General features: G+C 61.8%; 18 protein-coding genes. 12 read left to right on the forward strand and 6 right to left on the reverse strand.

Annotated features, from left to right (window positions below; genetic code table 11):
• Positions 1 to 11: 11 nt before the first annotated feature.
• The 4 genes from L0U80_RS31715 to L0U80_RS24915 all read right to left on the reverse strand — a co-directional run bounded on the left by L0U80_RS31715 (position 12) and on the right by L0U80_RS24915 (position 2781).
• Positions 12 to 233, reverse strand: a complete 222-nt coding sequence (locus L0U80_RS31715; RefSeq protein ID WP_308444896.1) for a tannase/feruloyl esterase family alpha/beta hydrolase — start codon at positions 231 to 233, stop codon at positions 12 to 14.
• A 93-nt stretch (positions 234 to 326) separates the two neighbouring features.
• Entirely contained in the window at positions 327 to 1007 is a 681-nt protein-coding gene (locus L0U80_RS24905) for a substrate-binding domain-containing protein (protein ID WP_233873816.1), read from the reverse strand.
• 62 nt (positions 1008 to 1069) lie between these two features.
• On the reverse strand, positions 1070 to 1753 hold the full coding sequence (gene ligK, locus L0U80_RS24910; protein ID WP_308444888.1) for a 4-carboxy-4-hydroxy-2-oxoadipate aldolase/oxaloacetate decarboxylase: 684 nt from the start codon (positions 1751 to 1753) through the stop codon (positions 1070 to 1072).
• Positions 1754 to 1755: 2 nt separating this feature from the next.
• Positions 1756 to 2781, reverse strand: a complete 1026-nt coding sequence (locus L0U80_RS24915; protein ID WP_233872118.1) for an amidohydrolase family protein — start codon at positions 2779 to 2781, stop codon at positions 1756 to 1758.
• 681 nt (positions 2782 to 3462) lie between these two features.
• On the opposite strand from L0U80_RS24915, the gene L0U80_RS24920 reads away from it, so the two are divergent.
• The gene (locus L0U80_RS24920; RefSeq protein WP_267954972.1) at positions 3463 to 5046 is read left to right on the forward strand and encodes a Na+/H+ antiporter; all 1584 of its coding nucleotides are present in this window, start codon (positions 3463 to 3465) and stop codon (positions 5044 to 5046) included.
• A 16-nt stretch (positions 5047 to 5062) separates the two neighbouring features.
• Here L0U80_RS24920 and L0U80_RS24925 read toward each other — a convergent pair whose 3' ends face one another.
• Together L0U80_RS24925 and L0U80_RS24930 are read right to left on the reverse strand one after the other, a co-directional pair.
• Positions 5063 to 5980 carry a LysR family transcriptional regulator gene (locus L0U80_RS24925; protein ID WP_233872124.1) on the reverse strand — a complete coding sequence of 306 codons (918 nt, stop codon included), beginning with the start codon at positions 5978 to 5980 and terminating at the stop codon, positions 5063 to 5065.
• 384 nt (positions 5981 to 6364) lie between these two features.
• Positions 6365 to 6775 carry a VOC family protein gene (locus tag L0U80_RS24930; RefSeq protein WP_233872127.1) on the reverse strand — a complete coding sequence of 137 codons (411 nt, stop codon included), beginning with the start codon at positions 6773 to 6775 and terminating at the stop codon, positions 6365 to 6367.
• 78 nt (positions 6776 to 6853) lie between these two features.
• Between L0U80_RS24930 and L0U80_RS24935 the strand changes: the two genes are divergently transcribed.
• From L0U80_RS24935 to bcsB, 11 genes are all read left to right on the forward strand, one after another.
• Positions 6854 to 7252 carry a VOC family protein gene (locus tag L0U80_RS24935; protein ID WP_233872130.1) on the forward strand — a complete coding sequence of 133 codons (399 nt, stop codon included), beginning with the start codon at positions 6854 to 6856 and terminating at the stop codon, positions 7250 to 7252.
• A 1610-nt stretch (positions 7253 to 8862) separates the two neighbouring features.
• The gene (locus tag L0U80_RS24940; protein WP_233872133.1) at positions 8863 to 10236 is read left to right on the forward strand and encodes a replication initiation protein; all 1374 of its coding nucleotides are present in this window, start codon (positions 8863 to 8865) and stop codon (positions 10234 to 10236) included.
• A 997-nt stretch (positions 10237 to 11233) separates the two neighbouring features.
• Positions 11234 to 11920, forward strand: coding sequence for a ParA family partition ATPase (parA, locus tag L0U80_RS24945; RefSeq protein ID WP_233872136.1), 687 nt, complete (start codon positions 11234 to 11236; stop codon positions 11918 to 11920).
• Complete coding sequence (locus tag L0U80_RS24950; RefSeq protein WP_233872139.1) at positions 11910 to 12911, forward strand: ParB/RepB/Spo0J family partition protein; 1002 nt, start codon at positions 11910 to 11912, stop codon at positions 12909 to 12911. The genes parA and L0U80_RS24950 overlap by 11 nt, the downstream gene beginning before the upstream one ends.
• 533 nt (positions 12912 to 13444) lie before the next feature.
• Positions 13445 to 15010 (forward strand): threonine ammonia-lyase, biosynthetic, encoded by a 1566-nt coding sequence (ilvA, locus tag L0U80_RS24955; protein ID WP_233872142.1) that lies wholly within the window; start codon positions 13445 to 13447, stop codon positions 15008 to 15010.
• Positions 15011 to 15082: 72 nt separating this feature from the next.
• Positions 15083 to 15436, forward strand: coding sequence for a DOPA 4,5-dioxygenase family protein (locus tag L0U80_RS24960; protein WP_233872144.1), 354 nt, complete (start codon positions 15083 to 15085; stop codon positions 15434 to 15436).
• 785 nt (positions 15437 to 16221) lie between these two features.
• Positions 16222 to 16677, forward strand: coding sequence for a cellulose biosynthesis protein BcsD (bcsD, locus tag L0U80_RS24965; RefSeq protein ID WP_233872147.1), 456 nt, complete (start codon positions 16222 to 16224; stop codon positions 16675 to 16677).
• 62 nt (positions 16678 to 16739) lie between these two features.
• A complete protein-coding gene (gene bcsP, locus L0U80_RS24970) occupies positions 16740 to 17540 on the forward strand; it encodes a cellulose biosynthesis protein BcsP (protein WP_233872150.1) in 801 nt (266 codons plus the stop codon).
• Positions 17537 to 18325 (forward strand): cellulose biosynthesis protein BcsQ, encoded by a 789-nt coding sequence (gene bcsQ / locus L0U80_RS24975; RefSeq protein WP_233872153.1) that lies wholly within the window; start codon positions 17537 to 17539, stop codon positions 18323 to 18325. Before bcsP ends, bcsQ begins: the two co-directional genes overlap by 4 nt.
• Positions 18322 to 20538 carry a UDP-forming cellulose synthase catalytic subunit gene (bcsA, locus tag L0U80_RS24980; RefSeq protein WP_233872156.1) on the forward strand — a complete coding sequence of 739 codons (2217 nt, stop codon included), beginning with the start codon at positions 18322 to 18324 and terminating at the stop codon, positions 20536 to 20538. The genes bcsQ and bcsA overlap by 4 nt, the downstream gene beginning before the upstream one ends.
• A 4-nt stretch (positions 20539 to 20542) precedes the next feature.
• On the forward strand, positions 20543 to 23134 hold the full coding sequence (gene bcsB / locus L0U80_RS24985) for a cellulose biosynthesis cyclic di-GMP-binding regulatory protein BcsB (protein ID WP_233872159.1): 2592 nt from the start codon (positions 20543 to 20545) through the stop codon (positions 23132 to 23134).
• The last annotated feature ends 34 nt before the right edge of the window (positions 23135 to 23168 follow it).

Below are 23168 nucleotides of genomic sequence, written 5' to 3' on the forward strand. Positions count from 1 at the left end.
ACTTCGGTGGATTAGTTCGAAGTGCAAATTGTGTTTTGCATGGACTCGTAGTACTGAAACGCGACCAGCAGTGAGATGCGCTGGTCTACCCCACCGTGCCAGAGAATCAGCGTACTGCCGGCTTTCTGGAACGCGGACAGATCGTGATTGGTTGCGTCGTAGATGCGGGTGATTGGCGTGCAGCTAGTTTGGGTAGAAGCTCGCGTCGTGATTGCCGAAGCTGTCGAGGCTATGCATGGTCGGCGCGTGTGAGATCGACTTACTTATTGCCCGTGCACTACTTGTGCTCCGTGCTCAAAGCTGCACAACGGGTATCTGCCGCTCACTTATCGCGGCGCGCAGCCCCTCGCCGGCTCCATGCCATGTGCGCGCTTGACCGCATCGGTCTGATCCGACGCCAGGAACGCGAGAAAACGCGCAGCGGCTTCCTTTCGCTGCGATGTGGAGCAGATCGCCGCCGAAAAGACCGTGGTGAGCTGGACGTCTGGCGGTAACGGCCCGACCACCTCGATTCCGGGTGCGCCCGTTAGTTCACTCAATTGCTGAAAACCGAGTTCGACGTCGCCACTGACAATCAGACTGGCGACGGGTACGCCCGGCGGCGCCTGAACGATACGCGAGCCGATCGCTTGTGCAATGCCGAAACGCGCGATCAACTTCAACAAGTGTTCACCGCTCGGGCCTGTCGAGTAGCCAATTCTTGACGCACGCAGTATCGCGTCGCGCAACGCCGCCGCCGATCCGATATCCGGATGCGGCACACCGGCTGCAACAGCGACGGCCATGCCCGAGCACACGATTTCGGTGCGCTCAGCGGCAACATGGCCGTCGACTGCGAGGCGCTCCAGAGCGCCGGACGCCAGCACCACGAAGTCGAATGGCTCGCCAGCCTGCACGCGACGCGCGGCATCGACGCCGCCAATCGACGTAACACTCACGCGGCAACCCCAACCCGATACGCGCTGGTACTGCTCGATCAGGTCTACCAACAACTTGCGCGTCGCCATCGATCCCACGCCGGTCAACGCGTCTTCCAACTTTAGATCGTCCACTGCCGATTGCGTCCCGCTTAGTCGATATAGCGCAGCCCTGCCTCGCGCAGCGGCTCACGCATGTTGTACATATCGAGGCCCAGCACGCCCGAGGCGAGCTTCTCACGCTTCATCGCCTCGTTCGCCTCGCGGGCGACGGCCGTATCGAGAACCTTCGCGGCGAGCGCAGACGGAACCGCGACCACACCGTCTGTGTCCGCAACGATCACGTCGCCGGGATTGACGAGCGCGCCTGCGCAAACGACGGGAATGTTCACCGATCCCACCGTCGCCTTGATCGTGCCTTTCGCGGAAATCGCCTTGCTCCACACCGGAAACTGCATTGTCTCGAGGACATCGACATCCCGCACGCCAGCGTCGATGATCAGCGCTCTCGCACCGCGCGCCTTGAAGCTTGTGGCGAGCAGGTCACCGAAATAGCCATCGGTGCAGTCGGCCGTGACCGCCGCGACAACGATATCGCCAGGTTGAACCTGCTCAGCGGCAACGTGCAACATCCAGTTGTCGCCCGGATGCAGCAACACCGTCACCGCGGTGCCCGACGCACGCGCACCGCGATAGATCGGCCGCATATACGGCTTGAGCAGACCGGTTCGCCCCATGGCCTCGTGCACGGTTGCCGAGCCCAGTTCGCCCAGTTTTTCCGCGACGGCGCCATCAGCGCGCGGGATATTGCGGTAGACCACGCCCATTTCGTACATGTTCAAAGTCCCTTCGATTTGAGTTGCGCGTCGAGACGCGGATAGACACGGCGCGCATTGCCTTCGTAGATCTTGTAGCGATCCTCAGCATTGACATGCGCTGCTTCGATATAGCGTTTCGTGTCGTCGTAATAGTGGCCAGTCTGCGGATCGATACCCCGCACTGCCCCGATCATCTCGCTTGCGAACAGGATGTTGTCCACCGGAATGACGCGTGTCAGCAGGTCGATACCGGGCTGGTGGTAGACGCATGTGTCGAAGAACACATTGTTCAGCAGGCGCTCCGCTGCCTGGGGCTTGTTCAGTTCCTGTGCCAGTCCGCGGAATCGGCCCCAGTGGTACGGCACCGCGCCGCCGCCGTGCGGAACGACAATGCGCAGCGTCGGAAAATCGTTGAACAGATCCGATGTCAGGCATTGCATGAACGCCGTCGTGTCCGCGTTCAGATAGTGCGAGCCGGTCGTGTGAAAGCACGCATTGCAGCTCGTGCTCACGTGAATCATCGCCGGGATGTCGTACTCGACCATCTTTTCGTAGATCGGATACCACTGGCGGTCAGAGATCGGCGGACTCGTCCAGTGGCCGCCCGATGGATCGGGATTCAGATTGATCGCGACGTTGCCATACTGCTCGACACATTTGACCAGTTCCGGAATGCACGTCACAGGATCGACGCCGGGGCTCTGCGGCAGCATCGCGGCCGGCACGAAATTGTCGGGGAACAGTTGGCTGACGCGATAGCAAAGCTCGTTGCAGATCGCGGCCCACGTGCTCGAAATGTTGAAGTCGCCGATGTGATGCGCCATGAAGCTCGCGCGCGGACTGAAGATCGTGAGATCCAGGCCGCGCTCGCGCATCAGCTTTAGCTGATTGAGTTCGATCGATTCGCGCAACTCGTCGTCGCTGATCCGCAATTCGGACACTTTCGGCATTTCGGCCGGGCTGTTGATGCCCGCAATCTGCCGACTGCGCCACTTTGCAAGCGCTTCTGGCGCCGTGGTGTAGTGGCCATGAATATCGATGATCATTGATACTCCTGCTTCCTGCTATTGATGAATCGTCCGGCAAAGCGCCGAAAACCGCAGTCGCGCCGTCGGCCGCCGCGCGTTGATGTGGCGCGTTGATGTGGCGCGCTGGCGATTCCGTGCGCAAAACTGTGCGGCGCGAACAAGGTAATGCCGGGTGGCGAACGCATCGCCCATGATTGGTTACCGTCGCTACGGTACGAATTGGCACCCTGCTGCTGGTAGCTAGGGTTATCCCCTGGAATTTGGCGAAAGCGCAGTACATCGGATGGCTCGCGCACGCAGGCTGCCAGCTCGAAATGGCGCAAACCGTCTATCGAAGGGGCACAGCGCGTAAGCCCGCCCCGCTCTTGCCTGTGTGGTTCATGCCACCCATCGCCGGTAGACAGATAAGTAAAACGGATACCTGGATAACCATCGAGAAAGTGCGCCGGGTTAAATTCTGTCCGGCCTCCTGGCTCTGATCGGCGTACACCCTTGCGACCCGTTCGCCAACGGCGTGTTCGCGATGTGCATCGCGCCGGGCTCGCGGCTCACAAACTTCGGCGTGCCGGGCAAACTCGCGCGGCGTCCACGCCCAGGCGGCCAGCACCGGTCGTGAAGCCGCGTTAGTATCCGAATCGTTTTCCGTTACCCGACAGGCACCGACATGTGCAGCCGCGCCTCGATTGCTGGGCCGACGAAATGAACAATGTCGAGTTCTTTCACACCCTGCTGGTCCTCATCGCCGGCGCGGGCGTGCTGACGTGGCTCGCGGAGCGCCTCGCCATCGCGCCCGCCGTGGTGCTGCTGTTGGGCGGCTCCGCCATTGCGCTCACGGGCGGCCCCGCACCCGACATGGACCCCGACCTTCTGCTCGCGGCGGTCCTGCCGCCGCTGCTCATGTCGAGTTCGTTCTACACCGCGTGGAAGGATTTCCGGCGCGAGATCGGCACCATTTCCTCACTCGTGCTGGGCGCGGTGGCATTCACGACCGTCGCGGTGGCCGTTGCCGTGCACGCCGTCGAGCCAGCGCTGCCGTGGGCCGCATGCTTCGCGCTTGGCGCGATCGTCTCGCCGCCCGACGCCGTCGCCGCCAAAGCGATGCTGCAACGCTTCCCGTTGCCCACACGACTCGTTACCGTGCTGGAGGGCGAGAGCCTCGTCAACGATGCGTCGGGTCTGCTGCTCTATCAGATGGCCATCGCTGCAGCGGTCGCCGGCGCGTTCACCGCGCCCCGCGCGGCCGTCGTGTTCTCGATGCTCACCTTGATCGGCGTGACCGTCGGCGCCCTTTGCGGGTATGGCATGACGTGGCTCATCAAGCGCCTTGGCGAACCGATGCTCAGCATCATGCTGACGTTCGTGATGGCCTGGGCCAGCTATGCGATCGCCGAGGCACTGCACGGGTCCGGCGTGCTCGCGGTCGTGACCTGCGGGCTCGTACTCGGAATTCGCCAGCATCAGTCATTCGACGCGTCCACTCGCATCAAGGCGGAGGCGTCGTGGGAAGTCATCGTGTTCGTGCTCGACGCGTTCGTTTTCATCCTGATCGGCCTCGCGCTGCACGGCATTCTCACGCGCATGCAAGCGCAAAGCGCACTGTTTACCGCCGGGCTCGGGGTCGCGTTTGCCGCCACCGCGGCCGCGATCGTCGCGCGAATCGTGTGGGTGGTTCTTGCGATCTGGCTGCCGTCGGGGATCGCCGCGCGGCGCGGCTTGCGGGTGCGTGCGTGGGGCTTCGGCGAGACGTGCGTGCTCGGCTGGGCGGGTATGCGCGGCGTCGTGAGCCTCGCGGCCGCGCTCGCCCTGCCCGACGGCTTTCCGGGCCGCGATGTCATCATCTTCAGCACATTCATCGTGATCTTCGCGACGCTCGTCATTCAGGGTCTCTCGCTCGCCCCACTGATCCGACTGCTGCATCTGCACGCGATGAAACACGCGAGCATGTCCGAACTTGAAGCGCGCTCGCTTGCGTTCCGTGCGGCGCTGGTCGAACTCGAGAAAATCTCGGAAACGACAACGGAAGACGAATGCGAAATCGTGCAACGCCTGCTCGACGAATACCGCCTTCGCGTGCGTGCCAATGAAAACGCGCATGCGTCCGGCGCCGCACATGTGGAACGGCGCGCAAAGCATCTGCGGCTGGAGCTCGCGCTGGTGGCGAAGTCACGCGAGGCGCTGCTCAGGCTGCACGACGAAAACCGCATTCAGGATGCCGTCTTGCACCGTATTGAAAACGAGCTCGATCTCGAGGAATTCAGGCTACAGCGCCTGCTCGAACCCTGATCGGCGCGCGTGCGGGCTACGCCTTGCTGCCGGCTCGCGTCTGCGCGACGCGCGAGCGCAGGCGCGGCGTGGCGAAATCGAGAAATGCGCGCAGCTTGAGCGGCAGCGGAGCCTGGCCCGCATGCACGAGGCTGATCGGCCAGGGCGGCGGCTCGAAGGCTTCGAGCACGATGTCGAGCTTGCCGTCCTCGAGCGCGTCCTTGATCTGATACGACAACACGCGAGTGAGCCCGACACCCAGCATCGCGGCTTCGATTGCGGCATCAACCGTGTTGACGACGAGCCGCGAATGCACCGCGACCTGCGCGGGTGCCTTGTCCACCTGCAGCACCCAGTGGCGCGCGGTCCCCAACCCCTCGACCGTGATGCACCGATGGCCAGCGATATCGCGCGGTACCTGTGGCACGCCATGCTCGGCGAGGTAACCGGGACTCGCGCACATGACACGCCTAATCGCGCCTAAACCGATCGCCACGCTCGCGCTATCGGGCAGATCGCCGATGCGGACCGCAACGTCGATGTGCTCTTCGAGCAGATTGACCACGCGATCGAGCAGCACAAGCCGAACGTCGATCTCCGGATAGTGCGCGAGAAAGTCCGCCACCACCGGCACGACATGCAAGCGTCCGAACACGACCGGCGCAGTGATCGTGAGGTCACCTTTGGGCGCGGTGTACTCGCCGGTCGCAGCGCGCTCGGCCTCGCCGACGTCCTCAAGAATGCGCCGGCATGCGGCCACGTACGACACGCCGGCTTCGGTCAGCGAGAGCTGGCGTGTCGTGCGGGTGAGCAGGCGCGTCTTGAGCTGCGCCTCGAGTTCGGCAACTTTGCGGCTCACTGTGGCGAGCGGCATACCAAGCTGCCGTGCCGCGGCGGAGAGACTGCCCGCGTCGACCACGGCCACCAGCACGGACATCGATTCGAGGCGATCCACCGGATTCCCATAGGACGGAACGTTGATGGCCGATCTTGCCGGATTCTTCCCGCAGGCGAAAGCACGTAACGCGGCGCGGGCGAGACGGCAGAAACCTCAACGGTGCGATCGGCTTTCTGGTGGGGCGAGCTGCAGTTCGGGTCTGCGCCCATGGTTCATTCGATGAACGCGGCGCGCGTGTGTATGACCACGCCCGGCGGTTGTGTCGAAGCAAACCGCCTGGTTGTGCCGCACGCGACCCGCGCGGCGCATGCCATTACCGCGCATGCACGAATCGCTCGCCGGACGGCTTGGATGGTACAAACGCCCCGCGTCGTACGAACGACGAAACGGTGTCGAGCCCGGCAATCAGTCACCACGGCGAACGCTGTAACTGTGGAACCGCTATTCGTGCGCCGGATCATGGCAGCAAACGCAAATCTTGTTGCCTTCTGGATCGCGAAAATATGCGCCGTAGTAGTGAGGGTGATATTGAGGTCGCAAGCCAGGCGGGCCTTCGGATGTCCCCCCACCGGCGAGCGCAATGGCATGCACCGCGTCGACGCACCCCCTGTCCGGCGCCAGCAGCGCCACCATCTGGCCGTTACCGGGCTGTGCACGATCGCCGTCGTAGGATGTTCCGACGATGACAAGTGGACGCGGTACGCCCGGCGCCATCCAGCCCGCCCAGGTACCCGACCATGGGGTATCGCGCTCGCAGAACTTCAACGTGTGTCCGAGCGCTTGCATGATGGCGGAATAGAACTCGAAAGCGCGATCGAAGTCGTTAATTCCGATGAAGATGTGCGAAATCATCTCGTCCTTTTTCGGTACGGGCGGCGCAACCGTCGTCGCTAGAATGAAGTGCGTTCAACTCCCATTGGCGAAACTCGCATGCAACTTATCGACCACGTTTCAATCGGTGTGCCCGACATCGACGCTGCCAGGCCATTCTACGACGCGATCATGGCGGCACTCGGCGCATCGAAGGTCTACGACCGGCCGCAGGCGCTTGGCTACGGCGAGCGCTGCTCGCAAACCGACACGATGTCGACATTTCTCGCGGTCTATCTCGACGCGAGCGACATCAGTGTGAACAAGCGGCATTGGTGTTTCAAGGCGCAGACGCGCGCGCAGGTCGATACGTTTTTTGCGGCGGGCATCGCCAGTGGCGGACGGTCCGATGGCGAGCCGGGACTGCGTCCGCACTATCACGCGACCTACTACGCGGCGTTTCTGTTCGATCCTGCGGGCAACCGCGTCGAGGCCGTGTGCCACGCGGCATCGGTGTAAGTTCAGCGGTACTCGAAGTACTGACCTACGCGGAAAGGTGCACTTCCGTGGGACGGTTCGCAAGCAGATGTCGACTGGATTAGTTGCCGAAGCGTTCGCCCGAAACGCCTGGTAATCCGCTGATGGCTCAGGACTGCGACATCCGTTTGGCGTACGCCAGGTCACCGCAAATCTCGGTGAAGTGGACCTTTGAGCGTTGACGTTCACCCGCTTAATAGTGTTTTGGCCGTATTCCGTCCCATTTCGGGTGACCTGGAGTCGGTAACCGGATATGGGACCCGGTGACCTCGATTACTGTGATCGGCGTCGTCGGATCGCCGCATCAAGTTCATCAGCTGACCAGCAAGGTCTTCCTCGACGAGGCAGTCACCCAGGAATGTATTAGGAAGGCGGGTTCTGGAGAGCGATATTCATCCCACAAGGGGTTACCTTTGATGCTTCAAGCTTCCCATAGGTCGTGACCATTCGGACATTTGGTTTTTAAAATCTTGAGGTTAGCGATGATTCAGAAGGTAGAACCTGAAGAAATGGGGCGGGTTTGTGGTTCGGCTATGGACGATTCGGAGCCGTAGAGACGGGAAGGTAGCTAGAAATGGGACCTGTGCGGTTGGTGACCACTTACTTGTCGACAGGGTCCCGGTTTTGGGAGACGTTTTTATCTCTCTGCACGTGTTTCAGTGTTTACCTATAACGCTTTAACAACTTTAGTAAACCTTTAGCAGTCTGGAAGCCTTACCTGGCAAGGCTTTGCGGGCGATTTGGTTGCGCGTTATGGGATTTCGGGTACGCGCTATGGGTATTTCGGGCTGTGGATATGGGAACTCGGTATCCGGGTATGGGTTATCGGGGCTGTGGATATGGGGGAATGGTCTCGTTTTATGGTGTGAACGTACTGGAAGTGCCAAGGTATCGTGATATGGGATGCACCAAAGGTCACTATCTATGGTGTCACGGGCGGGTTCGAGGGACGTGTTTTCGGGTCTTCGCAGTCTAATAGGTTGCCTGTTATGGGAGTTCCTGTTGGTCACCAATTATGGGGGCGCTAATTCGTGCGGTTTCAAGCGTTCCATCCGGTGGCCTGGATCGCCGCCTCACTCCGCTTGAGCGCCTCGTCGTGTAGTAATCAAAGGTCTCTGGTTATGGGATCAGTCGAAGGTACCCAGATATGGTGTTTCCGCGGTGATCGCTCGTGGTTCTGAGCGATTTTCGCTTTGACTAGGTAGCGTGTTATGGGATAGCTGAAAGGTCGCTATTCATGGGATAGATTCTGGGTGACGCACGTCGGGTAGCTGTGGACAACCGGGACACGGGGAATTTCCCATAGTTGGATACCTTAACGGCGTTCTGGTGGAGAGTAAGTACTCACCTCTGTAGAAATGGTTGCTGGTTATGGGACTCAGGCAGGATCGATTACCCAGCAAAGGTATCTGCTTATGGGATTGCCAGTCGCACGTTCCGCCCGTGCTGCGGGCCACACCGTGCAGCGGCGGGATGTCAACCGGGGCACTCGACAATGTTGTTGCGTGGCACGGGTTGATTGCGTTCTTGAGTCACCTGTTCGCTTGGTATACAGTTACCAACCGATCAGGTTCCCTTCTAACGTGGGTCACATGGCAAGAAAAAAGGCCGATGCCGGCGATGCCGACAAGCAAGGCGCACTCATATTTCAGCAAGGCCAGCCGCCTGATCTCTTCCGCAAGGCCGTTCCGGCAATTCATATTGCGCCGAAGTCCGGGTCCATCAGCCTTCAGCAGCGCAAGATGTTCAGTTCGCTGATCAAGAATGCCATTCGGCAGGACTCGCTTGAGCAGGGGCGTTCGTCGTTCGAGATCACAATCTCCGCGCTCTCGCAGGATGTTGATCTGAACAGCAACAACACTGAATACGTCAAGGAGACGATCAACTCGTTGATCAGTACGGTCGTCAACTGGGACTATCTTACGCAGGACAAGCGCAGCATCTGGAAGGCGTCCGGCCTGCTCGCCGGGGCGGAACTCGAGCGCTCGGTGCTGCGCTATACGTTTTCCGAACAGATTCGCGGTGAACTGCTCAACCCGGAAATCTACGCGATGATCGATATGCGGATCACGCGTCAGTTCAGAAAGGCGCATTCGCTCGCGCTCTGGGAAAACGTCGTGCGTTACGAGGCGGTCGGAATGACTGCGCGCTTTCCGCTCGCGACGCTGCGAGATTTGATCCTTGGCCAGGACACCTCGGCACAGTCATACAAGCTGTACAAACAGTTCAAGAGTCGAGTGCTCGTGCCGTGCATCAAGGAAGTGAACGAGATTTCGGATCATATCTTCGAACTCATCGAACACAAGGTTGGACGCTCGGTTGTCGCCCTTCAGTTTCGGGTGACGCGCAAGCCCGAGACCGACCCTTCGCAGGAATTGCGTGGGAACGAGACCGTGCTGATCGGCGAAATGTCGAAGTTCAGCATTCCTGTCTCCGAGGCAAGGCGCCTGTTGAAGCAGTACGGCGACGAAAAGATCCGGACGGCGGTCGCCTATACTGCGGCGCGTATCGCGCAGAAGAACGCGGCGCCGCTTGCGAACGTGGCGGCCTACTTCCGCAAGGCGCTCATGCAGGGTTACGAGTTGCCGGGCGCCAACGCGGCAGGCGCGATGGCTGAATCGGTGAAGGCGCGCGAGAGCCAGGATCAGGTCAAGGATCGCTACATCGCCGCGAAGATCACGGAGGCGCGAGCTTACTTCAACGAACTCGAATATGACGACCAGACCGCGCTGATCAAGCGCTACAACGAGACGGTCGGCATGGACAAGCTCAAGGTCTCGACGACGAAGGTGCCGAGCAAGATGGCATCGACCAACTTCTTCCGCTGGGTCGTCCTCGATACCTGGGGGCAACCGACGGCCGCGGATCTGCTCGAATTCCTGTTGAGTGGCCAACAGGGACCAGGTGCCGTGGATGGTCAGTCCACATCCGATATCGAACTCGCCCTGAAGGCGCGCGCTGAATAAGCACTGGTAGTGGCGCGCTGCGACTGTGTATGCGAGATCAAGTACGCGGTGCCGCGAATTGCCTAAATTCTACGAATAAGCGGTTGTAAGTTAATTTGCACCGCTCGTCCCCTTCCAGTTGGCTTCGCGTTTGGCCAACTCCGGCTTTGATCCTGCACTTTTCGATCTCGCTCTGACTATGTCCGATGTAGTCTGAGCGAGACCTTCGTTACATTCCAATCTGACCGCGATCTCCACGTGGAGATCGAAATCGGTAGTCCAGTATCCGATGAAACTTGACCGCGCGCGACAATTTTTTCGTCGATGGTGATCAAACGAGTCTCGATTTGACGCGTTTTCGTCATGGGCGGCTGTGCTGCTAGACGTGTTCGAGTTGGGTCGGATCTCCACGTGAAGATTTTCCTTTCTGACAATTTTGTGCCGGGTAAAGGCGTCGGTCGCGGAATCAAAGCGTTCCGGAGATATCTCCACGTGGAGATCAACATGGACCCGTGGTGTTGCGACTTGTGTTGAGTGTCTATCGATCCGTCGTGAATCGGAAGGCGATTAGCGCCATGAGTCTGTACGAGCACGCCGTTGGATCCAACTCAAGACACGTTGATCCGTAAATTTTGTAGATATGCTGCGCAGCCCGCAGCCCGCAGCCCGCAGCCCGCAGCCCGCAGCCCGCAGCCCGCAGCCCGCAGCCCGCAGCCCGCAGCCCGTATTCCTTTCGCTCCAGTTTGCAACCGCATCGGCAGGCGCGAATTCTCCACGTGAAGATCGCGCATTAACTAAAATCTGCGCCGCAATAGCACTGCGCTGCCGCCTCTTTGCCGTCCGCGGCCACTCGCGACCTATCCTTTTGGCCAAACGGTTGTGAGTCGGCAACGGATTTGGCGGAAAACCTAGAATTTACTTTAACGTGCCGTTAGACTCCCAACTGGTGAGCTGGCGTCTCCACGTGGAGAGTGCACGAGGGTGATCGTCAGAGATTGAACATTGCATGGAGAACCGAATGGGACTGGTCATAGCCGTAGCGAATCAAAAGGGTGGCGTGGGCAAAACCACCACCACCATGAATCTGGCCGGGGCGTTTCAGTCTGAGGGATATAAAGTCTATGTCGCTGACGCTGACGGCCAGCAGTCATGTATGAGTTGGTGCGCTGCAGCCGGTCCAGATACCCCTCTTCCATTCCGGGTCGGTAGCATTCACAAGCTCGAAAAGATGATTGGCCCCGAAGTCGCCGCGCTTGCCGACGACTACGACGTAGTGATTGTCGATTGCCCTCCCAATATCAACGATCTCACGACTGCGCGCGTGCTGGCCGTTGCGGATGCCACCGTTATCCCCACCGACGCTTCCCCGATCGACATCTGGAGTAGTGAAGGGATGATGGAATTGGTTGAACGCACACGTGTCGCCAATCCAGCCGGAAAGTTCGCAATTTTGCTGAATAAGTCGAACTCGAAGACGCTGCTGCACACACAGATGAGCGCGATCCTCGCCGAGAGCAATGTGCGTGTTCTGTCGTCCACGATCAAACAGCGGGAACTCTACCGGCAGACCGCCGCGCTAGGTCGAACGGTATTCGACGTTCGCGGCGTCCGGGGGGCCAAGGTCGCAAAAGACGAAATCAACGCGCTCTACAACGAAATCATTGCACTGGTTCAGGAAGAGGAGGAGATCGTCGATGGCCGCTAAGCTCAACTTCACCAGCAAGGTTCGTGCGGGTATGGCGGTGGAGCGTGTCTCTGCCGGGGAGCGTCTCGCTGAAGCCGATGTCGTCAACATCGCGCAGCGCGAGGCGTCCGTCGTCACCCAGCCGGAAGAGGGGAGTGCCCAAACGGAATCGCATGCGGTCAGACAGATTCTGGTCGAAGACGTCGTTTCGAATCCGTATAACCCGCGCGCTTTCTACAGTGCGGAAACTATCGATGAACTCGCCGATAGTTTCGAGAAGCAAGGTCAGATCACGCCGATTCTGGTCACACATCTCGCTGAATTCCCGGGCAAATACGTTATCGTCGACGGTGAACGTCGCATCCGTGCTGCGCGCTCGCGCGGCGACAAAACGATCGAAGCCGATGTGCGGGAGGGGCTCGACAGCCAGAACCTCTACCTGCGCGCGTACCACGCGAACAAGGAGCGCGAGGAGCAGACAGTGTTCGACGACGCGTTGGCGTGGAAGAAACTGCTCGACGACCGGGTCTATGTCGACCAGGTCGAACTGGGGGTAGCTGTCGGTGAGGACCCGAAGCATATCAGCAAGGTCATTTCGCTCACGTCGCTTCCGCCGCTGCTGCTGCAGCGCATGGCGCAGAACAAAACGGACGTCGGACTTGGACATGCCTACAACATCAAGCTGATTTTCGACCGCGCCGGAGCGAGCGTCGCGGAGCACTGGCTGGATCAGGTCATCGAAGGTAAGGCGACCGTTCGCAAGCTCGAAGCTGCGGCATCTGCCGAAGCAGGCGCGCGCCGGATCGGCCCGCGTCGTACGCATTACCAGTCGCGCGTACAGTTCAATCGTCCCGATGGTGTAGCGCTCGGCGAACTGAAGCTCTTCGGCGATGGACGAGCCGAACTCAGTCTCAAAGGCATTGCCCCCGCGGATCAGCAGCGTCTCGCTGAACGCGTTAAAGCCGTGATCGACGAATGGGCATCGGAAATGGAGACGCCGGAGACCGTGTAGTCTCTGGCCGGCTTCAGCTGCAGGAAATCGGGAGCTCAAGTGGCCGCGCGGGGCGTTTCATACCTCACCGCATGCTCCCGAAGAGGGCATAGGGTCGAATCCGTGAAACAAGGATAAGATGATTCATTCCGCGAAATAAGTTTTAAAAATCAGCGAGATACGATAGGTTTTCAAGAATGTTTCACGATTAAACCCGTTGTGGAGCCGGTAAACGGCCACTTTTGGGGCGAAATCACGGGATCACGCACGCAAAGCCCAGGTGCAGCGCCAACATGTACTGTTTGATACGTTAAAAGCATTTTTTATACGAATCGCCCAAATGTGGCAGGATTGACAAACAATCGGCGCCAGGCGATCCTTACCCGCTATGAACTGCCGCCAATTTTCGATCGCGCTGATTATTAGCACCATTCCAGGAATGGTGGGTTAGCGCGCGTCGATCGCAGTATCACGAAGTGTCAAAAACCCGCCCCAAAGAGGCGGGTTTTTTGTTTCCGCCTCCTGGCTAAATGAACTGCAGCGTAGGAGCGCCCATGTCGGCCAACCCGAGTTACACCCCAGTCGAAGTCCGCACGACCGAGCAGACTGATTACCTCCGGAAAATCCTCACCGCCCGCGTCTACGACGTCGCCCGCGAGACCGAGCTGGAGCGCGCGCCGAACCTCTCGGCGCGACTTGGCAACGCCGTCTACCTCAAGCGCGAGGACAACCAGCCGGTGTTCTCCTTCAAGCTGCGCGGCGCCTACAACAAGATGGCGCACCTCACACCCGCGCAGCTCGAACGCGGCGTGATCACCGCCTCGGCGGGCAATCACGCGCAGGGCGTGGCGCTGTCGGCGGCGAAACTCGGCGTGCGCGCCGTGATCTGCGTGCCCGTGACGACGCCCCAGGTCAAGGTCGACGCCGTGCGCGCCCATGGCGGCCCGACCGTCGAGGTCGTGCAGGCGGGCGAATCCTACAGCGACGCCTACGCCCACGCCGTGCGTCTGCAGCAGGAGCGGGGCCTGACCTTCGTGCATCCGTTCGATGACCCCGAGGTGATCGCCGGCCAGGGCACGGTCGCGATGGAGATCCTGAGCCAGCATCAGGCCCCGATTCATGCGATCTTCGTGCCGATCGGCGGCGGCGGACTCGCCGCGGGCGTGGCCGCCTATGTGAAGGCGGTGCGCCCGGAGATCCGCGTGATCGGTGTGCAGACCGACGATTCGTGCGCGATGGCGCAGTCGATCGCGGCGGGGCGGCGTGTCGAACTGTCGGAGGTGGGCCTGTTCTCGGACGGCACGGCGGTCAAGCTCGTGGGCGAGGAGACGTTCCGGCTGTGCCACGCGTATCTGGACGAGGTCATCACGGTCGACACGGACGCGCTGTGCGCGGCGATCAAGGATGTGTTCCAGGACACCCGCAGCGTGCTGGAGCCGGCGGGGGCGCTGGCCGTGGCGGCGGCCAAGCGCTACGTGGAGCGCGAGGGCATCGCGAACCAGACGCTGGTGGCGGTGACCTCGGGCGCGAACATGAACTTCGACCGCATGCGCTTCGTGGCCGAGCGCGCGGAGGTGGGCGAGGCGCGCGAGGCGGTGTTCGCGGTGACGATCCCCGAGGAGCGTGGCAGCTTCAAACGTTTCTGCGAACTGGTGGGCACGCGCAGCGTGACGGAGTTCAACTACCGCATCGCGGATGCCGAGCGTGCGCACATCTTCGTGGGCGTGCAGATCCGCCACCGGGGCGAATCGCAGCAGATCGCGCAGACGTTCGTCGAGCACGGCTTCCCGAGCGTGGACCTTACCGCCGATGAACTCTCGAAGCAGCACGTGCGCTACATGGTGGGCGGGCGCTCGCCGCTGGCGCATGACGAGCGGCTGTTCCGCTTCGAGTTTCCGGAGCGGCCGGGCGCGCTGATGCGGTTCCTGTCGTCGATGGCGCCGGACTGGAACATCAGCCTGTTCCACTACCGTAACCAGGGCGCGGACTATAGCTCGATCCTCGTGGGCATCCAGGTGCCCACCGCCGACGATGCCGAATTCCGCCGCTTTCTCGCCACGCTCGGCTATCCGCACTGGGAAGAGACGCACAATCCGGCGTACAGGTTGTTTCTTCAGTGACGCAGTCGCAGACGGTTGCGATTCGCGGCAGAATGTTGGCTTGCTCATCGCATTGCGTCTGCGCCTTCTTTTATGAATTACCTCGATCCGGCAGAAATCGGAAGCTGGCACGCCCACGTCTATTTCGACGCGGCGACGCGTGATGCCGCCTGGGCGTTGCGTGTCGCCATCGAGGCACACTTTGGCTCCGTGTTGCAGATGGGGCGCTTTCACGAACGTCCCGTCGGGCCGCATCCCATGTGGTCGTATCAACTCGCGTTCGCGCGTGAGCGACTCACTGAGATCGTCGAGTGGCTCGCGTTGAATCACGGCGCGCTCGACGTGTTTTTGCATCCGAATACGTCCAATCCGCTGCGCGATCATCGCGATTCCGCTCTGTGGATCGGGCACTCGCACACCCTCAATCTGGCCGTTTTCTCCGGCTGACGCGCAACGTGCGTCCACGCGCGCGGGCGCTCCCGCACGTGTCTATTTTCATCGGATCATTCAACGGGCAACTTGCAGGCAAACGCCGCGGGCGTCAGTGACGCGTGACATTGCCCGGTTGAGCATCAATAACGCCGGCGAAGCAGCGTCACGCGAATGCCATCTTCGAAGTGTTCAAGAATCGACTTCGGCAATTAATCTGGCGCAATGTCGGCAAGTGCATTCGTCGCTTATGCCGACGTTGAAAAAGGGCACGACGACAAATCGGTTTGCAAACAAATCGTCTGATTCATTCGTCAATGCCGCGCAATAAAACTCGCAAAAGTGGGTTGTGCATTGGCGATTCAAACTGGACTGGCAAGCACGCTGTTCCAGCCTTCCAGGGGCCAGCGTCGCGCCACGAATCGCTGGGCAATGAGGGCGGAAAAAAACACCTGACGCCTCCCCAGAATACGGCTCATTCGTTCACAACGCGCTCGTGCCATGTATCCCGCGTACCGCTTTTTTCGGACGCGGCGCCGATCAATACATGTTGCGGATTATTACTTTTCCACCGCGCCGCCTCGCAAAAATTTACGGCGCTATAATTTTCGCGTGATTGAGGCAAACGTTTGCCGTCGATTGGATGAAAAAATCGCGTTAATAATTGCAGGAAGCTCTAGAAAAAAATTTCCATAGGCTACACAGCGCAAAGCAATGCTCGAAGTTGAGCGTACAGCGTGCCGTCTCACCCGCCGCCGTGTCGTCTCAAGTCGATCCAGCATCAATACTCGGACCTGCTACCCATGCCGACCGTCGTCGATGCCCTGATTGAGCAACATCTCTCACCTCAATGGCGCGGCGTGCTGCACGCGCTCGCAGCGGAGTTTGAAGCACAGCTCGATCGCGACGACCTGCGGCAGTTGATGTACCGCGTCGGCGAGCGTTTCGCCGCAGAGCAGCCCCTTGCAGCCTCCGACTCGATGGCCGACCTCGCCGACGCGCTCAACGCACGCTGGGCGCCGATTCAATGGGGCCGCGTGGAGCTATCCGATGAAGGCACCCATCTGCGTATCGTTCATTACGGTGCACCGCTTCATGCGTTCGGTGGCGAGGCATTGGCCTGGACGCCGGCGTTTCTCCAGGGCTGCTATCAGGCCTGGCTCGATGCAATGGGTGCCAAGCAACTCACGGTCGTTCAGGCCGGCATTCCTGATGATGGCTTTGCCATCGAGTTTCATCTGGTGCGCGCGACGACTTGACCGTCGCGCGGGCGCTGCCGTTCGACGGCAGTCTGTGATCGTTATTGTTTGTCGGTCCGCCTATGTATACCTCGAGCGATATCAAATCACTCTACGGCCGGTTTGCTGGCGATGCGACCGACTATCGGGAGATCCGCATGGAGAGCGAGGCTCAGGAGGCGCGCGATCGCTGGCCGCTGCTCGGCATGATCGATCCACGCAGGGTCGACGTGAGCGCGACGAAGAAGTCGCGCAGTCAGCCGGCGGCGGGTACTGCCGACGCGGGAGGCCTACCGGGGTCCGCGGGTGTTGTCGCGCCAGGATCGATGCCGGCGGGTGGCAGCGCGTCGCCGCCCGCGCGTTCGCAGGCGGCACTGCGCCGTTCGGCGCCGCTTTTCGCCCGTTCGCTGCGCCGTGACCTGGCGAGCGACATCGAAAAACCCGCCTACACGGCGCCGGAAAGCAGCGCGTTTCGTTTCTCGCCGCCGCCCGGCGCGAAGGCGAGTCCGGTCGCGGCGACGCAGTTGACCGATGAGGCTATCGCCGTGCCACGCAGTCCGGGTGTGCCGCCGACTGCGGCGAATACAGCGAACGCTCCTCCCGCAGTTAGCGTGCCCGCGGCGTCACCCGCTTTAGCCACGCGCCCCGCAGTGGTACCTGGTGGGGCACCACTCAGGAAGTTGTTCGGCACGGCTTCGGCGCCTGCCGTGCAACAGGAGCGGCGCGCAACATCCACGCCACCCGCGAGTGTGGAGCCGCACCTCGATCGGCTGTTCGATCGGCTGCGCGAGGGTGGCAATGCAAAACCCGTTCAGGGAGGCGCTCCTGATCCGACGACAGCGCCGGCTAGTCCCTGGCTTTCCAAGGGAGTGAGCGGGCCATGAAAGTGGTCAGTGTGGTGTCGGCAAAAGGCGGTGTGGGCAAAACGACGCTCGCCGCCAATCTCGCGTCCGTGCTTGCTACTGCTGGGCGGCACGTCGTAGCCATCGATCTCGATCCGCAGAATGCACTGCGGCTTCACTTCGGTGTGCCGCTCGACAGCGTCGACGGCGTGTCGCGCACCACGCTCAACGGTGCGCCGTGGCAGAACGCGATGGTGAATGGCATCGATGATGTAACCGTCCTCGCGTTCGGCACGCTTACCGTCGAAGAGCAGCAGCGTTTCGAGCACCATCTCGACGAAAACCCGCTGTGGTTCACTCACGGCCTTGAGGCTCTGCAGCTTGGCCCCGCGGACATCGTCGTGGTCGATACGCCGCCAGGCGCTTCGGCCTACACGCGCGCCGCGCTCAGCGCGGCGAATTTCGCGCCCAACGTCGTGCTCGCGGACGCCGCCTCCTATGCGGCGATCCCGCAGATGCAGCGCGTGATCGACACCTATGCGGTGCCGCGGCCGGAGTTCATCGGCGAAGGCTACGTCATCAATCAGGTCGACCCTTCGCGCCAGCTCAACAAGGACGTCTTGCGCGTGCTGCGCGACATGCTCGGCGAACACATGTTTCCCGGTGCGATTCATACCGACGAAGGCGTGAGCGAAGCGCTCGCGTGCAACACCACCGTAATGCATTACGACCCGCTCTGCCAGGCCTCGGCAGACATGCGTGCATGCGCGGCGTGGTTGCTCGAAGCGCTCGACACTCCGGCACAGCCGCGAAGGAGCGTTGCATGAGCACTGCCCAACCCGATGCTGACGCGACCTCGACCGGCGCTGCACGTTTTGCGTCTTCCCGGCTGGAGCGCATCGCCGATTCGCGCATCTGGAACAGCCGCGTGATCGTCGTGATACTCACGCTCTTTTCGCTCTGCGCCCTCTATTTCGTCTTTACGGTGCCGCTGGGGAACCCGGAGCAACTAGCGTTCGCGATGAGCTGCTTCATCCTCGCGCTGCTGTTCCGGCGCGTGGCAGGGCGCTACGCGACGCTCGTGATGATCATGCTTTCGGTGATCGCCACAGGCCGCTACATGTTCTGGCGTCTTACCGAGACGACTTCCTGGACGCATCCGGTCGATGCTGCGTGGGGCGTGGGGCTCGTCGCGGCGGAAGTCTACGCGGCAGTCGTGCTGATGCTCGGCTACTTCCAGACGGCGTGGCCGCTGCACCGCAAGCCGGTGCCGTTGCCTGCGTCACGTGCGCTGTGGCCCACGGTCGACGTGTTCATTCCCACCTATAACGAGCCGCTTTCGGTCGTCAAACCGACGGTCTACGCAGCGCTTGCGATGGACTACCCGCAGGAGAAGATATCGATCCATGTGCTCGACGACGGCCGCCGCCCGGAGTTCAAGGCGTTTTGCGAGGAGGTCGGCGTCAACTGGACGATCCGCGCGAATAACTTTCACGCGAAGGCGGGCAACATCAACGCCGCCCTCAAGATCACGAACGGCGAATACCTCGCGATCTTCGACTGCGATCACATCCCGACCCGTTCGTTCCTGCAGATCTGCCTCGGCTGGTTCCTGCGCGACAAGAAGCTGTCGATGCTGCAGACGCCGCACCATTTCTTCTCGCCCGATCCGTTCGAGCGCAATCTGGATACGTTCCGCAAGGTGCCGAACGAGGGCGAACTGTTCTATGGACTCGTGCAGGACGGCAACGATTTCTGGAACGCCACGTTCTTCTGCGGCTCGTGCGCGGTGCTGCGCCGGTCGATGGTCGAAGAGATCGGCGGCATTGCCGTGGAGACCGTCACCGAGGACGCGCACACTGCGCTCAAGCTACACCGCCTCGGCTACACGACGGCCTATCTCGCGATCCCGCAGGCCGCCGGTCTCGCGACGGAAAGTCTCTCGGGCCACATCGGCCAGCGTATCCGCTGGGCGCGGGGCATGACGCAGATCTTCCGCATCGATAATCCGCTCACCGGCAAGGGCCTCGCATTCGGCCAGCGCCTTTGCTATCTGAACGCGATGATGCACTTCTTCTATGGCATCCCGCGTCTCGTGTTTCTCACAGCGCCGCTCGCGTTCCTGTTCTTCGGGGCGCACGTGATTCAGGCGTCGGCGGAGGCGATCGTGCTCTTCGCGTTACCGCACATGTTCCACGCGAACGTCACGAACTCGCGAATGCAAAGCGCGTTTCGCCATTCGTTCTGGGCGGAGGTGTACGAGTCGGTGCTCGCGTCATACATTACCGGGCCCACGATGCTTGCGCTCGTCAACCCGAAGCTCGGCAAGTTCAACGTGACGGCCAAGGGCGGCAAGATCTCCGAGACTTACTTCGACTGGGCGATTTCGCGACCCTACCTGATCCTGATGATGCTTAACCTGCTCGGTTTCGCGATTGGTTTCGTGCACATCTATCACAACCTGCATGTGCGCAGCGAGGTGAATACTACCCTTCTGAATCTGGCGTGGACGGCCTACAACATGCTGATTCTCGGGGCCGCCGTGGCCGCCGCCAACGAACAGAAGCAGGTCCGCTCCGACCCGCGCGTCGCGATGAAGATACCGGTGACGCTGCGCTTTGGCACCGGCCGCACGCTCGCGTGCGAAACGATCGACTACTCCGAGGGCGGTGTGGGTGTCGCGTTGCCGAACGGCATCCAGGTGCCGATGCACGAGAACGTGACCGTGTCGCTCTTTCACGGCATCGAGGAATACGCGTTCGCGGCGACGGTGAGTTTTTCCGCGCCGGGACGTGCAGGCCTGCAATTCGTCGGGATGACGAAGGCGCAGGAATTCGAATTCGTGAAGACGACGTTCTCGCGCGCCGACGCGTGGACGGGATGGGCCGAAGGCCGGCAGCCCGACAAGCCGCTGCGCGCGCTCTGGCAAGTGCTGCGGGTCGGCGCGCGCGGTATCCGCGGCGTTTTCGAACATCTTTACGCTGATGTTCGCGCATTGTTGAGGCGCGGCCCCAGACAGGCCGCGCAAAAAGACAGCTAAGGACATGAAGAACTCGACCAGGTGTATGCGCTCGCGCGGCAACTCGGGCGAGGGATGTACTGTGCGTCCGGCAACGGTGGAGCGTCACGGCGAAGCGGCGACGTGGGGCGCATCGCGCCTCGCTCGCGCGCTCGCGTATTGCCTCGCCGCGCAACTACTCTTCGCGCCGTTCGTGTTGGCGGTCGACGCCGAGGCCGCGGCGCCAAAGGCGGCGAGTGGACCAGGAGCCGTGGGCGCAGCGGGCAAGCCAGCGTCTCCGCCCGTTGCCGGTCGCGCGGCGGACGGCGCGACGGCGGTCGGCGCGGTGCCGCCGCCCGGACCCGCCGAAGTCTTCAACCCGCAAGCCGCCCAGCAGCCGCCACTCGGATTGCCCGTGCCAGCGCTTACGCCACAGCAACAGAAATTGCTCGGCACGCGGGTGCCGACCACTGCGAATCCCGGGACGCTCGTATCCGGTGGCCGGCGGCAGACGCTGACGTTCGCCGATCTCGGTGCGCAGGACCCGCTGCAGCTTCGCGGTACCGACGGTATCAACGGCGTGCCGTTCTCGGTGCGCAACGACGAAGTGGTGACGGGCGCAGTGCTGCATCTCATCTATAGCTACTCGCCCGCGCTTCTGCCGGATGTCTCGCAGCTCAACGTGCTGGTGAATGGCGAAGTGGCCGCGACACTACCCTTGCCTCATGAGCAGGCGGGCATCACGGTTGCGCGCGACATCACACTCGATCCGCGTTTCATCACCGAATTCAACCACCTGAACCTCGAGTTGATCGGCCATTACACGCACCGCTGTGAGGACCCGGCCCATACGTCGCTATGGGCGACGATCAGCAACGCGAGTTCGCTCGACATGACGTACTCATCGCTGCCGACGAATCCCGACCTGGGCGCGCTCCCGCAGCCGTTCTTCGATCGCCGCGACGTACGTCGCCTCGAACTGCCGTTCGTGTTCGCCAGCAAGCCCGACGCCGATACGCTCGCCGCCGCTGGCACGGTTGCGTCGTGGTTCGGTTCGCTCGCGGGCTATCGCGGCGCGCTCTTTCCGGCGCAGGTGGGCAACGTCCCACTATCGGGCAACGCCGTGGTATTCGCGCTCGCCGACTCGCATACCGAAGGCGTCACGCTGCCGGACATCTCCGGTCCAACGGTCGCGGTTGTAGCGCGCAGCGAACCGGCACGCGGCGAGCTACTGCTCGTGCTGGGACGCAACGGCGCGGAACTGCGCACGGCCGCGAGTGCGCTCGCGCTCGGCGAGAACACGCTCTCCGGGACGAGCGTCACGGTCAGCCAGCTCACGACGCTCAAGCCGCGCGTTCCGTACGACGCGCCGAAGTGGCTGCCGACCAGTCGCCCGGTGCGTTTCGGCGAACTCGTGCAGGCGAGCGACCTGAGCGTGACCGGCTATTTCGCAGGCCCGATCGCGCTGAACCTGCGTGTGCCGCCCGACCTGTTCATGTGGAACTCGAAGGGCGCGCCGCTCGATTTGCGCTACCGGTATTCGGTACGTCCGCGCCCGGATCGCTCGTCGATGAACGTCAGCGTGAACAACAACTTCGTGCAGGCGCTGCCGATTCCCGCCGTGTCGCCGTCGCGGTTCAGCCTGAACAACCTGCTCGACCGCCTTGGCGTCGAGACGGCGAGTGCGGGCGTGGCGCGGCGCATCGTGCGCGTGCCGCCGCTGCTGCTTACGCCGCGCTCGACGCTGCGCATGTACTTCTTCTACGACATCCCGAACACGGGCGAGTGCGCGGGCCGCCTGATGCAGAACGTGGGCGGCGCGATCGATCAGGACTCGACGATCGACGTGTCGTCGTTCCCGCACTACATGGCGCTGCCGGACCTCGCGGCCTTCGCGAACAGCGGCTTTCCGTTCACGCGGATGGCGGATCTCTCCCAGACGGCGGCGATCCTCCCCGACGATCCGACGCCGGCCGACTACAGCGTCTACCTGCTCGCGATGGGCCGCATGGGCGAATCGACGGGTTATCCGGTGACAGGCGTGACGGTCGGCAATGCCGCCGACGTGAGCCACTTCGCCGACAAGGACCTGCTGATGATCGGCGGCCCCGGCCGGCAGTCGCTGCTGCAAAGCTGGGCGAAGTCGATGCCGTTTTCGAGCGACGGCGACACGCACACCTTCAGGCTTGCCGATCTCGCGTTCAGGCTGCGGGACTGGTGGTACGGACCGCACGGCCTCGAGCGTGCGCCCGCGCGCGCGGACCTCTCGCTCGTGAGCTCCGGCGGCGGCGCACTGATTGCTGGCTTCGAGTCGCCGCTACAGCCTGGCCGCAGCGTGGTCGCGCTGATCACCTCGCCGGGTGTTTCGGATGCCGAAATGACGGCCGCGCTGCTCGATGCCGACATGTTGCCGTCGATCCAGGGGGGCATGAACGTGATCCACGGCCGCTCGGTCACGGTGACGTCGAGCGGCGAGACTTACTTCATCGGCGCGCTTTCGCCCATCATGTATCTGCGCTGGATCTTTTCGAACCACCCGCTCTTGCTCCTGCTCGGCGGGGTGATTGCGGCGATCGTGATCGCGTCGCTTTTCTACCGGCTCCTGCGTGCCGCTGCCGTGCGCCGGCTCAAGGACTGAAATGACGCCCTCCGCAAAGCCCGGCATCGCGACG

The sequence above is a fragment of the Paraburkholderia adhaesiva genome, from assembly GCF_021390575.1.
Lineage (GTDB): Bacteria > Pseudomonadota > Gammaproteobacteria > Burkholderiales > Burkholderiaceae > Paraburkholderia > Paraburkholderia adhaesiva.

Coding starts and splice junctions, on each gene's coding strand:
- L0U80_RS24905 (WP_233873816.1), bottom strand. CDS start 1,007: ATGGCGACGCGCAAGTTGTTGGTAGACCTGATCGAGCAGTACCAGCGC.
- ligK (WP_308444888.1), bottom strand. CDS start 1,753: ATGTACGAAATGGGCGTGGTCTACCGCAATATCCCGCGCGCTGATGGC.
- L0U80_RS24915 (WP_233872118.1), bottom strand. CDS start 2,781: ATGATCATCGATATTCATGGCCACTACACCACGGCGCCAGAAGCGCTT.
- L0U80_RS24920 (WP_267954972.1), top strand. CDS start 3,463: ATGAACAATGTCGAGTTCTTTCACACCCTGCTGGTCCTCATCGCCGGC.
- L0U80_RS24930 (WP_233872127.1), bottom strand. CDS start 6,775: ATGATTTCGCACATCTTCATCGGAATTAACGACTTCGATCGCGCTTTC.
- L0U80_RS24935 (WP_233872130.1), top strand. CDS start 6,854: ATGCAACTTATCGACCACGTTTCAATCGGTGTGCCCGACATCGACGCT.
- L0U80_RS24940 (WP_233872133.1), top strand. CDS start 8,863: ATGGCAAGAAAAAAGGCCGATGCCGGCGATGCCGACAAGCAAGGCGCA.
- parA (WP_233872136.1), top strand. CDS start 11,234: ATGGGACTGGTCATAGCCGTAGCGAATCAAAAGGGTGGCGTGGGCAAA.
- L0U80_RS24950 (WP_233872139.1), top strand. CDS start 11,910: ATGGCCGCTAAGCTCAACTTCACCAGCAAGGTTCGTGCGGGTATGGCG.
- ilvA (WP_233872142.1), top strand. CDS start 13,445: ATGTCGGCCAACCCGAGTTACACCCCAGTCGAAGTCCGCACGACCGAG.
- L0U80_RS24960 (WP_233872144.1), top strand. CDS start 15,083: ATGAATTACCTCGATCCGGCAGAAATCGGAAGCTGGCACGCCCACGTC.
- bcsD (WP_233872147.1), top strand. CDS start 16,222: ATGCCGACCGTCGTCGATGCCCTGATTGAGCAACATCTCTCACCTCAA.
- bcsP (WP_233872150.1), top strand. CDS start 16,740: ATGTATACCTCGAGCGATATCAAATCACTCTACGGCCGGTTTGCTGGC.
- bcsQ (WP_233872153.1), top strand. CDS start 17,537: ATGAAAGTGGTCAGTGTGGTGTCGGCAAAAGGCGGTGTGGGCAAAACG.
- bcsA (WP_233872156.1), top strand. CDS start 18,322: ATGAGCACTGCCCAACCCGATGCTGACGCGACCTCGACCGGCGCTGCA.
- bcsB (WP_233872159.1), top strand. CDS start 20,543: ATGAAGAACTCGACCAGGTGTATGCGCTCGCGCGGCAACTCGGGCGAG.